Annotated in this window: 11 protein-coding genes; all 11 read left to right on the plus strand. The window is 69.2% G+C overall.

The features are described from left to right. Positions 1–4 precede the first annotated feature (4 nt). The 11 genes from CVV76_RS16385 (at position 5) to CVV76_RS16430 (ending at position 13,133) form a co-directional block, all read left to right on the plus strand. Entirely contained in the window at positions 5–1,348 is a 1,344-nt protein-coding gene (locus tag CVV76_RS16385) for a c-type cytochrome (protein ID WP_102225759.1), read from the plus strand. Between the two features lie 436 nt (positions 1,349–1,784). After that, entirely contained in the window at positions 1,785–1,928 is a 144-nt protein-coding gene (locus CVV76_RS24985) for a hypothetical protein (protein ID WP_158243182.1), read from the plus strand. A 337-nt stretch (positions 1,929–2,265) separates the two neighbouring features. After that, complete coding sequence (locus tag CVV76_RS16390) at positions 2,266–3,174, plus strand: formylmethanofuran dehydrogenase subunit E family protein (RefSeq protein ID WP_102225760.1); 909 nt, start codon at positions 2,266–2,268, stop codon at positions 3,172–3,174. Positions 3,175–3,261: 87 nt separating this feature from the next. Further along, complete coding sequence (locus tag CVV76_RS16395) at positions 3,262–5,082, plus strand: adenylate/guanylate cyclase domain-containing protein (RefSeq protein WP_102225761.1); 1,821 nt, start codon at positions 3,262–3,264, stop codon at positions 5,080–5,082. 191 nt (positions 5,083–5,273) lie between these two features. Further along, positions 5,274–7,331, plus strand: coding sequence for a type VI secretion system Vgr family protein (locus CVV76_RS16400; protein ID WP_102225762.1), 2,058 nt, complete (start codon positions 5,274–5,276; stop codon positions 7,329–7,331). 42 nt (positions 7,332–7,373) lie between these two features. Further along, a complete protein-coding gene (locus CVV76_RS16405; protein ID WP_146010313.1) occupies positions 7,374–8,465 on the plus strand; it encodes a hypothetical protein in 1,092 nt (363 codons plus the stop codon). 67 nt (positions 8,466–8,532) lie between these two features. After that, complete coding sequence (locus tag CVV76_RS16410) at positions 8,533–9,729, plus strand: hypothetical protein (RefSeq protein WP_102225764.1); 1,197 nt, start codon at positions 8,533–8,535, stop codon at positions 9,727–9,729. Further along, on the plus strand, positions 9,716–9,967 hold the full coding sequence (locus CVV76_RS16415) for a hypothetical protein (protein ID WP_102225765.1): 252 nt from the start codon (positions 9,716–9,718) through the stop codon (positions 9,965–9,967). The genes CVV76_RS16410 and CVV76_RS16415 overlap by 14 nt, the downstream gene beginning before the upstream one ends. A 33-nt stretch (positions 9,968–10,000) precedes the next feature. Beyond that, positions 10,001–11,044 (plus strand): DUF2169 family type VI secretion system accessory protein, encoded by a 1,044-nt coding sequence (locus CVV76_RS16420; protein ID WP_102225766.1) that lies wholly within the window; start codon positions 10,001–10,003, stop codon positions 11,042–11,044. Further along, positions 11,041–12,183 (plus strand): hypothetical protein, encoded by a 1,143-nt coding sequence (locus CVV76_RS16425; RefSeq protein WP_102225767.1) that lies wholly within the window; start codon positions 11,041–11,043, stop codon positions 12,181–12,183. Before CVV76_RS16420 ends, CVV76_RS16425 begins: the two co-directional genes overlap by 4 nt. After that, positions 12,180–13,133 carry a PAAR-like domain-containing protein gene (locus CVV76_RS16430; RefSeq protein WP_102225768.1) on the plus strand — a complete coding sequence of 318 codons (954 nt, stop codon included), beginning with the start codon at positions 12,180–12,182 and terminating at the stop codon, positions 13,131–13,133. The genes CVV76_RS16425 and CVV76_RS16430 overlap by 4 nt, the downstream gene beginning before the upstream one ends. The last annotated feature ends 18 nt before the right edge of the window (positions 13,134–13,151 follow it).

Raw genomic sequence — 13,151 nt, forward strand, 5'->3', positions numbered from 1 at the left:
GCGGATGAAACGCACATTTGCACTCGTGACCGCCCTGATCCTCGGCAACGCCACCTTGGCCGCCGCACAGGACGGCGATCTCGTCTCGCAGGGCAAGTACCTTGCCACGGCGGGCGACTGCGCAGCCTGCCACACCGCCGACGGGGGCAAGCCCTTCGCCGGCGGCAAGGCGATCGCCACGCCCATCGGCAACATCGTCGCCTCGAACATCACGCCCTCGAAGCAGGACGGGATCGGCAGCTGGACCGAGCAGGATTTCGCCCGGGCGCTGCGCCGTGGCGTCCGCAAGGATGGCGCCAACCTCTACCCGGCGATGCCCTACACCTCCTATGCCAAGCTCACCGACGAGGACGTCCGGGCGCTCTATATCTACTTCATGAAGGGCGTGAAGCCAGTCGATCGGGCCAGCAAGAAGACAGAGCTGCCGTTCCCCTTCTCGGTACGGGCCTCGATGATGGGCTGGAACCTCCTGTTCCTAGACCACAAGACCTTCACCCCCGATCCGTCGAAATCGGCCGAGTGGAACCGGGGCGCCTATCTTGCCGGCGCGCTGGCGCATTGTTCCACCTGCCACACCCCGCGCAACGCGCTGATGGCGGAAAAGTCGGGTGAGTTGATGGCGGGCGCCTCGCTCGGCACCTGGTACGCGCCGAACATCACGTCGGACAAGGATCACGGCATCGGCACCTGGTCGCAGGCCGAGATCGGGTCCTACCTGTCCACCGGCCGCAACGGCGCCGGGTCGCAGGCCGGCGGCCCGATGCTGGAGGCGATCGACAAGAGCCTGTCGAAGCTCAAGCCCGCGGACATCAAGGCGCTGGCCGTCTACGTGAAATCGCTGCCCGCCAAGGCCGGTACCGCCGCCCCGGGCCAGACCGGCGCCGCCGCGCTGCTGCATGACGACATCGCGCTGAACAACGGCACCGCGAGCGCGGGCGAAACGCTGTACGATTCCAGCTGCGCGACCTGCCATGGCGCGAACGGTCAGGGCGGCCACGGGCTTCCGGCGCTGCTGCGGAACGCGGCGGTCAGGCGGCCGACGGCGGACAACGTGTCGATGACGATCCTGACCGGTCTGCATCCGACCGACGGGCAGGTCATGCCGCCCTTCGCCGGCCGGCTGAACGACGCACAGGTCGCCACGCTGACGAACTTCGTGTTCAAGCAGTTCGGCGATGCGGGCGTGCAGACCACCGCCGCACGGGTCACCCAGCTGCGCAACGGCGGCGCGCCCTCGCCCCTGCTTGCGATCGCCCAGTACGGCGTGATCGCCGCGGGCGTGGTGATCCTGCTGGTGATCCTTGCGCTGCTGGCCTGGGGCATCAGCCGCCGCCGCCGCACGGCCTGACCCCACTGCAAACTCCCCCCACCGCGCGAACCGCGGTGGGGCACACCAACCGCACTGGCGCGCCCCGCGGCATCTGTTGGGTCTTGCGCCCCCCCCCCTGCGCCCGGGCGACGACCCGTTTCGGGGCCTCGCGCCCCTCCGAACTCGCACGCCTGCCCCCGTGGGCGACGGCTTTCGGCACCCTTCTCCGCTTCACCAGACCAAGCCTTCGCGACCGCCTTGATTCGGGCGTGCGCACGTATTGGCCGGCACCCGACCGACTGCGTCCCTTTGCCCCTTTGATTGATCGCACAATTGATTCCATATTGATCGCACAATATACGATCAATATGAACGCCATTGAGGGAGGCCGGATGTCGCCTCCCGCGCCCCCACGTCAAGGCCAACACGGATCCTGGCCCCTTCGGACGAGGATCGAACCAGGAAAGGCAAAACGATGCTGGAAGGTAATATGATCGGTTTGGGGTTGCTGGTGGTGCATCTTCTTCTGTTCGGCACCATCGGCTACGCCTTCTACCGGATCCGCAAGACCGAGAGCCAGGACGAGCCCCAGGGCGACGCGTCTCTCGGCAGGCATTGACGGGGCACCGCCAATTCAACGCCCCCTTGGACATGCCCGGCTTGCCGGGGCCGCGTCTATTCCGGGCCCACCTCGGCACGATCCGGCCCCCGTCGGATCCCACCGGGCGGCGGTGGCCCCGCAGAGGACTCCCCGATCCACGACAAGGACAGGCCCGCCGCCTGACATCAGGGCGCCGGCCGTTGACCGGTGGCGGATCTCCGCCGCCGTTCGGGCGCGCTTGAGCGCCGTCAATGCCGGTATGCCGACCTCGCTGCCATTCTGGCAGAGGGCGACGCGGGCGGAATTGGGCTGACAATCTGCCGCGATCCGATCGGACTTAGGCAGGGGTTGTGCGATGAAACGAGGCTCAGTGTGGCGCGGGGCTGTCATTTCCGGATTTCTCGTCCTTGCGACGGGACTCGCGCCGCGGCCCGCATCGGCCGGTGACCCGACTTACGTCGAGGGCGTGAACACCTTCATCGAGACGGGTATCGAGGCGCCGGACAGGGCGCCAAGCTGGTATGCCCCGATGGCAGGCAAGCCCTATGCCCCCGTGTTCGAGATGCTTGCGACCCGGGGCACGCAGGGGCGCTATTATTCCTACACCTACCCGGTGACCCTCAAGGACATGATCCGGTTTCACGGCCACGATTGCGAAGGCACCATTCATGCCGCTGCCAACGTGCGGGTCGCGTTCGACCTGCTGTTTCCCGACGGGATCATCGACCGCAGCGTCCTGCGCGGCATTTCAGGCCCCTCGCCCTGCTGGTCCGACGCTGTCGCCTTTCTGACCGGCGCCCGCATCCAGTACGGCAATCTCGGCTACTTCAAGGATGCCCGCTACGGGCACGCGATCCTTCTTTACCGCGAGGACACGCAGGTTGCCGTCCTCGCCACATGGAAGAAGGGGATCAACAACATCCCGGGCGAGCCGGTGATGTTGCCCGACGCGATCGACTGGCAACCGGCGGTGGACCAGAACGTCGTGATGAAGCTCAAGTCCGACGTGAAGGCGCAAGGGGGCACACCGACGCCCTATCAGGTCGACCTGCTGCGGTATCTGCAGTGGAAACATGTCAACGACATCCTGGAGCACCCGCTGGACCGGAGCTACCAGGTTCAGGTTCTCGAAAACTTTCGATGGGAGGATTGGATCGACCCAGCAAGGGCCATCGCGGCGCCGCTTGCCCGAACCGACACACGCCTGAAGAACTATCCCTACCGGCCAAGGCCGATTTCCGGACCCGACGCCCCCGGTCAGTGAGCGGGCGCGCGTCACCGAAGATCGACGCCGGTCAGCGGGCAGCGGCCGTTATGGCCCGACATTCCCATTTGCGGAACAGAGCAGGACATGGCCGAAAACGCGAACATACGACGGCTTGCGGCGATCCTTGCGGCCGATGTCGTGGGCTATTCCACGATGATGGGGCGCGACGAGGCGGGCACGCTTGCCGCCTTGCGCCAGCATCGGGTCGAGGTCTTCGATCCTGCGGTCGCCACCCATCGCGGGCGGGTGTTCAAGCTGATGGGCGACGGCGCCCTCGTCGAGTTTCCAAGCGTCGTCGACGCGGTCAGCTGCGCGATCGAGATCCAGTCGCGGATCCACGCGCTCGGCACGCCGGGGGGCGTGACACTGCGGATCGGGATCAATCTCGGCGATATCATCGTCGAGGGCGATGACGTGTTCGGCGACGGGGTGAATGTCGCCGCCCGCCTCGAACCTCTGGCCGAGGCCGGCGGGATCTGCGTGGCCTCCATCGTCAACGAAAGCGTCGGGCACCGGGTGGGGATCGCCTTTCGAGATGGCGGGGAGGCGCGGGTCAAGAACATCGTGCAACCGATCCGGATCTGGAAATGGCATCCCGAGGACGGCTCTGCACCACGGGTGTCTGCCTCCCCCTCTACGCACCATGCCACGGCGCGCCCGGCGCCTGCGCCCGATGCGTCGGGCGGGACCGAGGCACAGCACCTGCCGCCGGTCCTTGCCGGGCGCCCGTCAATCGCGGTGCTGCCCCTTGGCGCGCTCGGCCTGCCGCGCGAACGGGCGCTGATGGCCGACGCGGTGTCGCACGACCTGATCCAGGCGCTGTCGCGGCTGCGCTGGCTGGCGATCACCGCCCGCGGCTCGGCCTTCCGGATCCGCGAAAGCATGCCCGACCCCTGCGACATCGGCGCCCGGCTTCAGGTGCGCTATGTCCTTTCCGGCATGCTGGACCTTTCGGGAAACCAGCTATCGGCCACGCTGGAACTGGCCGAAACCACCGAGGGCGCGGTGATCTGGGCCGACCGGCTGACCGTCAGCGCCGATGCGGTCGAGGAACTGCGCGCCCGGATCGTCGGGCACGTGGTCGAGTCGCTGGACATCTATGTCCCCCTCAACGAGGCGATGCAGGCACGGTTGGGCGGCAGCGACCGCCTCGACGCCTGGGCGACCTACCACCTTGGGCTGCACCACATGTACCGCTTCACGCCCGAGGACAACGCGAAGGCCAACGCGCTTTTCGAGCGCGCGATCGAGCTGGACCCGCGGTTCGCACGCGCCCATGGCGGCCTTTCGTTCACCCGCTTCCAGGATTCCTTCATGCGCTATGTGCCCGATCCCGCCGAGGCGGCCAGGGATGCAAGGCGCCATGCCGAGCGGGGGCTGGAGCTCGACCCGCTGGACCCGTTCGTGAACCTGAACATGGGCCGGTCCTTCTGGTTGGGCGATGCACCGGAATCGGCGGCAAGCTGGCTGGAGCGCGCCACCCGGCTGAACCCGAACTACGCCCAGGGTTTCTACGCGCGCGCCTTCACGGCAAATCTCGTCGGCGACGAACCCACGGTCAGCCAGGGCGTCGAGGCCGCGATGCGGCTGAGCCCCCTCGACCCGCTGCTTTACGGGATGATCGCCGCCAAGGCCCTGATCCTGGCCCAGACCGGGCGCGAGGAGGAGGCGGCCGACTGGGCGGAGCGCGCGGCCAATGCGCCGGGGGCGCATTTCATCATATGGTTGATCGCTGTGGCCTGCCTCGGGATGGCCGGACGGACGGCGGAGGCCGCACGCTGGGCGGAAAAGGTGCGGGCGCGCCGGCCCGACGCCAATCAGCAACACTTCTTCTCGGCGCTGCCAATGCGCGATCCGCTGAGCCGGGCCCATTTCGGCACGGCGCTGGCGGCGCAGGGATTCTGAGCCGGGAGCGAACAGATTAGGGCCTTTTCATCTCCGCCCACCCTGCCCCATGCCGGCCCCGGGGTCACGCCGGTCGGCGCCTTCCCGCCGCGATATGCGCGGGGGCGAAGCGGCCCGGCACCTGGCCGGTTGACCCCGCCCCGGCGTCTGCTAATGTTCGCGCGTACGTTGTAGCATTCCCAGGGTTGTCGATGAACAGCATCTTCCAACAGGCCGACCGGGTGGGGCGGCTGGAGACGATGCTCGGGCAAGATGTGCTTGTGCTGCTGCGGCTTGAAGGCAGCGACCACATCAACGCGCCGTTCCGCTTCGACGTCGACTGCCTCGCCACCAGCCCCGATATCGACTTCGACGCCCTGCTCGGCACCCATGCGACCGTCGTGCTGCAGAGCTTTGGCGGCGTCGAACGGGTCTTCGACGGTATCGTGGCGGAAGTCCGCTGGATCGGCCCGGGCGAGAACGGCTGGCGCTACCGGCTGATCCTCAGGCCGTGGTTCTGGCTTGCCACGCTACGGCGCAACCAGCGGATCTTTCACGAGAAGTCGGTGGTGGATATCCTGCAGGAGCTGCTGTCCGACTATGCCGGAGCCGGCGCGCTCGAGACGCGGCTGCGCAAGGAATACCCGACGCTGGAATACACCGTGCAGTACCGCGAGAGCGATTACGCCTTCGCCTGCCGCATGATGGAACGGTTCGGCATCTCTTATCACTTCGAGGCCGCCGAAGGCGCGCACACGATGGTGCTCAGCGACGACCCGGCGGCCCATGCCTCGATCGGCAGCCGGCCGTGCCGCGCCTACGACGGCCACCACCTCGAGGAAGAGGAACATTTCTGGTCGTGGGGCCCCGCGCGCCGCATCGTCACCGGGGCGGTGCGCCTGACCGACTGGAACTTCGAGACGCCGGTCGCCGCGATGGAGGCCGAGGCACAGGCCGAGCCGAGCCATGCCGAAGGCGGGATCGAAAGCTTCGACTACCCCGGCGCCTATCCCGATCAGGGCCGCGGTCGGCTGGTGGCGTCGCTGGGCCGCGACCGCGAAGCCGGTCAGGCGCCCCGGCTTGCCGCGGAGGGCGACATCGCCGCGCTCGGCGGTGGCATGCGGGTGACGCTGGGCGGCGATCCGCATCCCGCCACGCTGCGCGGCGCCGAATACCTGTGCCTGTCGGCCACCCACCGCTTCGTCTCGGAAGCCTACGGCACCGGCGAGACCGAAAGCGACGGCCTCGCCTATTCAGGGCGCTACGTCCTGTTGCCGGTGGAGGCGCCGATGGTGCCCGAGGCAAGGACCCCGCGCGCCCTGGTCGAGGGGCCGCAGACCGCCGTCGTGGTCGGCGAGGACGAGATCGACTGCGACAAGTACGGCCGCATCCTCGTGCGGTTCCCATGGGATCTGTCCGGCGCCATCTCGATGCGCTGCCGCGTCTCGCAAAGCTGGTCGGGCGGCGGCTGGGGCGGCATGGTGATCCCCCGCGTCGGGATGGAGGTGGTGGTCGAGTTCCTCGAGGGCGACCCCGACAAGCCGCTCGTCACCGGCTGCGTCTACAACGGCAAGAACGGCGTGCCCTACGACCTGCCCGCAAACAAGACCCGCTCGGTCTTCCGCACCGACACGCACCGGGGCGAAGGCTACAACGAGCTGCGCTTCGAGGATGCGAACGGCACCGAGGAGATCTTCGTTCACGCCCAGAAGGACATGAACCTCGAGATCCTGAACGACCGCTCCAAGCGTGTCGGGCGCGATCAGTCCGAGATGGTGGGCGCGGACAAGTCGATTCAGGTCGGTGGCGACCATGATGAGGTGATCGGCGGCAACATGTCGATCGCGGTGGGCAAAAACCCCCTGTCCGAAACCCTGATGGCGAAGACCAAGGTGCTGTTCGACGGCGCCGCGCGGTTCATGGAAAAGCTGAAGATCCCGGACCCGTTCAACTTCGGCAAGGGCAACATGCAGGTCTTCGTCGAGAAGAACAAATCCGAGGTGATCAACCTCGCCTTCTCCGAGATCGTCGGGGTCGCGAAATCCTCGATCGTCGGCCATTCCTTCCAGCAGACCGTCGGCAAGGCCATGAGCACCATCGTGCGCGGCCGCTACGACACCGACATCGGCCAGGTGATGAACATCCGCGTCGGGGAGCAGTTCACCATCAAGGTGGGCGAGAACTCGGTCCTCACCATGTCGAAGGAGGGCGACATCCTGATCGAAGGCAAGAGCATCAAGCTCAAGGCCGACGACATCAACATGAACTAGGCGGCGATGGCGGATGGCGGCGAACAGAAGGGGCCTTTCGTCTTGCGCCCCGAAGACCAGGCACGGGGGGTCCGGCCCGCCTGGTCGATGCTCGACAGCGACCTGACGCTGCACGACAAGTTCCGCAGGGATCCCGGCGCCCCCTGGGCACCGTCCGGCGCGCCGGGGGTGACGCTGCCCACCTCGCAGCTGACCGAGGCCGACCTGAAGGCGCTGCGCCTTTATCTGAACGGGCGCGACAGCAACCTGATGGTGCCGAACGCCCGCACGGGCACGCCAGACGCCGAGACGAAGCCTGCCGAGACCGGCAAGAAGGACGAGGAGGACGGCTGGTCCCTCAAGGGCCCCTCGCGCAAGACCAAGGAAGGCGGCATTTCCGTCACCGAGCAGCGCGGCCTCAAGGAGTACCACAAGTCGGGCTACACCCGCCACAACCCCGACGGCACCCACAAGGTCGACCGCGACTTCAAGGGCAAGTGGGACGACGCCAAGCTGGCCGGAGCGGACTACAAGGCGTCGCTGTTCGACAAATCCGCCGCCAAGGGCGACTTCGGCAGCGAGAAATCCCTTGCCAGCGGCTCCGGCTCGGCCCTCGGGGCAAGCGCGAAGGGCCAGGCGGGGTTCGAGCTGAGCCGCAAGGAGCTGTCGGCCAGCGCCGGCGCCAAGGCCGAGGCCCATGCGCTGGAGGGATCGATCAAGACCCGCGACGACATGATGCTCGGCGGCGACGCGAAGGCCTCCGCGCTCAAGGCCGAAGCCGAGGCGAAGGGCGAGGTCAAGCTGACCCCCGAGGAGGCAACGCTCTGCGGCAAGCTGGGCGCCAGCGTCAACCTGGTCGAGGCCGAGGCGAACGGCGACCTGACCATCACCCCGCGGCGTCTCGCCAACCCGCTGATCCGGCTATACAACTGGGCGGTGAACGAGGACGTGACGCCGCTGAGCGAGGACTGGGACATCGGCTTTGTCGTCGGCGCGGGGGTCAACGGCAACGTTGGCGCCGGTGCCGGTGCCTCCGCCTGCACCAGCTACAAGAAGGGCAAGTGGGTGTCGGAACTGGGCGCCAAGGCCTCGCTCGGGGTGGGCGCCGGGGTCAAGGTCAGGGCTGGCGTGGTCGGGCTCGACAAGCTCTGGTAGGGCCGGGACAGATCAGGATGCAGGAACGGAACCCGATGAGACGTCAACCGCCAAGGAAAGGCCCGCGATGCGCGCGATCCGAAACCTCACTGCCACCCTGCTTCTGGGGGCGGCGCTGGCCTGCCCGGTCGCCGCGATGAGCGCAGGAACCGATACCGCCGCCGCCGACCCCAAGTTCGCGCTTGTCGACCAGGGGCCCGCGGCAACCGAGTTCGCCTTCGACGCGGCCGCGCTCGACTTCGTCACGGCCACGCCCGAGGCGTTCCGCTGGATGACCTCGGACACCCCGGCCGAGGGATTCGCCGAGTTCGGCCTGTTCACCGACCTGACCCGGCGCTGGATCGGCTACGACCCGATGAACCGCGACCGGCTTGAGATTTCCGTGCTGACCGCCCGCGTGGTGCCCGATCGGGTGGCGACCGGATCGGGCTATGCCCAGGCGCTGGCCAGCGGCTGGGGCCGCCATGATTTCGGTGCGCTCGGCCATGACATCGACTTCGGCGAGGCGATCGGCGGCAACGACGACAGCGGCGCGATGATCGTCAACCGCGTCGCGGTGTTCCGTCGCGGCGACCTTCTGCTCATCGTGCGTGCCAAGTTCGACGCCGACCATTTCGATACCGCAGGCCCGGTGATCGCCCGGTTTCTTGGCACGCTCGCCTTCAAGGACCGCCTCGCCAGAGACCCGGTCCGCGCGGCGGAGCAGACGGCCAGCCTGCCGATGCCCGCGGGCCTGCCGCCCTTCGCCTACCGGACCCCGGCGAACTGGCGTCGGCTCGACCTGGCGCAGATCACGCCGGGCGCCCATGCCGACCTGTGGTACGACGCCGCCGACCCGGCGCGCAACGCGGGATTCATGGCGTTCCGCTTCGCTCCCTCCGACAAGCCCGTGACGCCGCAGCGGATGGCGGACGCGGCGGGGGGTCTCGCGCAGGCGATGCTGCTGAACCTGATCCCGGACACCGAATTCACGCTGGAACCCCAGACCCGCAACGCCTTTGCCCAGTTCGACGGGATCACGCAGGCGAACGGTCTTTTCGTGTTCTTGGCCCGGCTGCAGGGCAAGGCGGTGGATGCCAAGATCAGCGTGCTCGAGACCGTGGGCAAGGATGGCGCGCTGCTCGGCGTGGCCAGCCTCGGCCCGCTGCCGGACCATACGCAGGCGCTCTGGGGCAGCCTGATCCACAGCGATTTCGCGCTGGCGCTCGGCCTCGACGCGCTGACCAGCTACTGGAAGGAGGTGACCGCCCATGACCAGCCATAGCGACAGCCGACACCTCGGGCGCGATGCCCGCCCGGTGCCGCCCGACCTGATGGACCGCCTGCTGGCACTGGCGGAGCGGATCCGCGTCGACCCGGCCTCTGGGCGGCTGGTGATCGCCAACGGGGCCGCGCGCATCGTGCTCTGCGAGGATGGCACGATCCGCATCGAGGGCCGCCGCATCGTCGAGGCCGCGGAGGAGGACATCGCACTCTCCGCCGCCTGGATCGACCTGAACTGACCCGAAGGGCACGCGCGAAGGACGACCGGCCCGATGTGGGAGACGCGGAACACCACGCCCTTCGCGGCGCAGGGCTACCTGGAGCGCGACCCCGCCGGGCGCGAGCACTGGGTCGGCGCTGTCCGTGCGAGCTTTGACCTCGCGGCCGGGGCGCTGCCGCGCGTGACGCCCGAACAGCCCCCGGTGCGCCTTGCCCAGTGCTTCGACGACAGCGGGCAGGAACTCATCGAGGAAAGCGACTTCGCCCCGTTCCGGCCCGAGGCCGACATCGTGCTGCGAGGCACGGCGCATCCCCCGGGGCCACGGCAGACCGGCGCGTTTTCCTTTGGCTTCCTGATCGGCCGGATCCGGCGCGAGATGGTCTGCCACGGCCCCCGCCGGATGGCGCGGCGCGGCACCGCGCTGGCGGTCGAGACGCTGGGCCCCGCCGTCGCGACCCCGATCTCGTGGCGCGAGACCTTCGGCGGGCGGGAACGCTTCCCCCGCACGGGGGAACCGGAGGGTCCCGACGCGCTGAACCGCGACAACCCCGTCGGCAGGGGTTGGAGCGTCGACCCGGCCGGGCGCATCCCGCAGGGCGGCGCGCTCGACCTGCCGCCGATCGAGGTGGCGGGGGACACCGTGGTGCCCGGCGCCCCCCTGCCCGCCCCCGCCGGCTGCGGCGCCATCGCGCCGCACTGGGCCGTGCGTCTGCCGCTCGCCGGGCGTTTCGACGCCCGGTGGGAGGCCGAGCGTCACCCGCTGATGCCCGAGGATTTCGACGCCCGCTTCTTCCATGCCGCCCCCGCCGCGCAGCGCGCACCGCTGGTCGGCGGAGAGCCGATGCGCCTGGTCAATCTCGTGCCCGGCGGCGTGCCGGTCGATTTTCGCCTGCCCCAGCTGCTGATCGACGCGCAGACCCGCATCGGCCGCGACCTGGTCGAGACGCGGATGCGGCTGGTCGCGGTGATCGTCGATGCCGACCGGGCGCGGCTGACCATGGTCTACAACACCGCCGTCCCCTGCCCGGGGCGCGATGCCGAGGTCGCCTACAGCCGGGTGCGGTTGCGGCAGGCCTCGGGGATGGTACGGGCATGAGCGGCGGCGGGCTGAACGGCATCGGCCTCTGCTCGCCGCTGGCGCCGGATTACGCGGGCACGCTTGCCGCCTATGCGGCAGGCGAAAAGCGGTTTCGCCGGGACGGCGCGCTGATCGGCCCGGACGGGCGGCCACTGACCCGCGGCGAGGTTCTGCCCGCCGCCGAGGAGCGCGACCCGTTCCGCCGCCACGCCCGGCTTCTGGCACTGGCGTTCGAGGATCTCGACGCGCAGCTCGGCGGTCAATCCGGCGGCCAACAGGGGGGCCAGCAAGGTGGTGGCCTTGCCCCGAGGTTGCCGGTGTGGCTGTTCCTGCCGTCGTGGCTGGCCTCCGGGCCCCGCGCCGCGCGGGTCGAGCGGGAATGGCGGGCGCTGGCGCAGGTCGCGCCCGGCCCGATCCATGCCGCGCGCGAACCGGCCGAGGGCTGGCTTGCCGCGCTGGCCCGGGCCTGCCGCGGCGCCGGGGCCCAGACCCCGCCGGAATTTCTGGTGGCGATCGCCGACAGCGCGCTCTACGCTGAGGTGCTGGACGCGATGGCGGCGCGGGGGCGGCTTCTGTCGCGCGGCCAGCCGCACGGCCTGATCCCCTCGGAGGCGGCGGTGATCGTGCGGGTCACCACGCCGGACCGGGCGCGCGCGCCGCGCGGCGTGGGCCTGATCGGCTCGCTGCGCACCGGGCACGAGGACGACCGCCCCGAGGCGCCTGCGGGCCTTTTGGGCCGGGTGCTCCGCGGCCTCTGGGCGGGGCTGCCGCCCGGCGACGCGGTCGACCGGCTGATGATCGACCTCGACGGCGAACGCTGGCGGGCGGAAGAGGCGGCGCACGTGCTGTCGTCGCATTCCGACCGCCTGCCCGAAGCGTTGCTGGCCGGGTTCGAGACGCCGCCGCTGACGCTGGGCCATTGCGGCGTCGCGGGGCCGGCCTTGATGCTGGCGCTGGCGCTGGGGGATGGCCCTGCCGGCGCCCCCCCGGACGTCATGGCGAACGGCACCGGGGTCGAGCGGACGCGGATCTCGGTCAGCCACCGCGGCGGGGCACGGCTGGTGGCGCAGGTCGCGCGCGCGCTGCCGCCCCGCGCGACCAGATCCCACGCCGCCGCCCCGCAGGCGGATCCGGCCCCCGAGGAGACGCGGACATGAGCGAAACCGTCGGCATCAACGGCCTCAGCCTCGTGCACAAGCATTCCTCGGGGCTGGTGCGCGCCACCCTGCCCGATGTCTGCCGCTCTCCCGGCTACCCGGTGCCGTGGCCCAACATCGCCTTCGCCCGCGACCTCGCCAAGGGCACGACCACGGTGAAAAGCCACCGCGGCGCGATGTGCGGCATCAAGGGGTCGGAATTCTCGGTCTCGATCGCCGACGAACCCGGCACCGGCGGCGGCGTCAAGAGCGGTGTGAACATGCACCGCGCGACCTTCCTGAGTTGGTCGCCCAACGTCTTTCTCGAGGGCAAGCCAGCAACCCGGCTGACCGACCGGATGCTGATGAACAAGGGCAACACGATCTCGGCCGGGGGCTATTTCACCGGACCAGTCGCCGGCGCCAGCCGTCCCACGCTCGACCTTCTGTGCGAGATCGCCTGCACCTGCCTTGCCGCGGGGCAGAAGCAGACCTGCGTCGACCAGGCGGTGAAGGCATTGCCCAAGATCCCGAGCGACGGGCTTTATTCCGAAATCACCTTCGACCGTGCGGGCCAGATGTACCGCCATCCGGACGGCACCCCCATGACCCGCTACGGCGTGCCCGGGTCGCGCCTCGACATCACCCGGGTGAGCGGCGGGCAACCCGACGAGTTCGTCGAGATGAAATTTCCGGGGGATCGCCTTCGGGGCACTCAGAAGCGGCGGTATGACCAGATTGCGCGCCTCAACGGAAAGACCCTGCAATTGATGACCATCCCGCAGGATTGCAACGATTGCGAAGGGCAACGCCAACCGCAGGAGGAACCGCAGGACGCGCCGGTCGACCTGCCGCATCCCGACACCACCACGACCGCGGCAGGGGCGTTGGTGGTGCTTGGGCTGATCGGCATTGCCGCCTGCGCGCTTGCCACCGAAGGGGCCTGCCTGGTGCTGGCTCCGGCATTGTGACATCGGAAAGACGCCGGA

This window comes from Acidimangrovimonas sediminis, from assembly GCF_002871005.1.
GTDB classification, from domain to species: domain Bacteria; phylum Pseudomonadota; class Alphaproteobacteria; order Rhodobacterales; family Rhodobacteraceae; genus Acidimangrovimonas; species Acidimangrovimonas sediminis.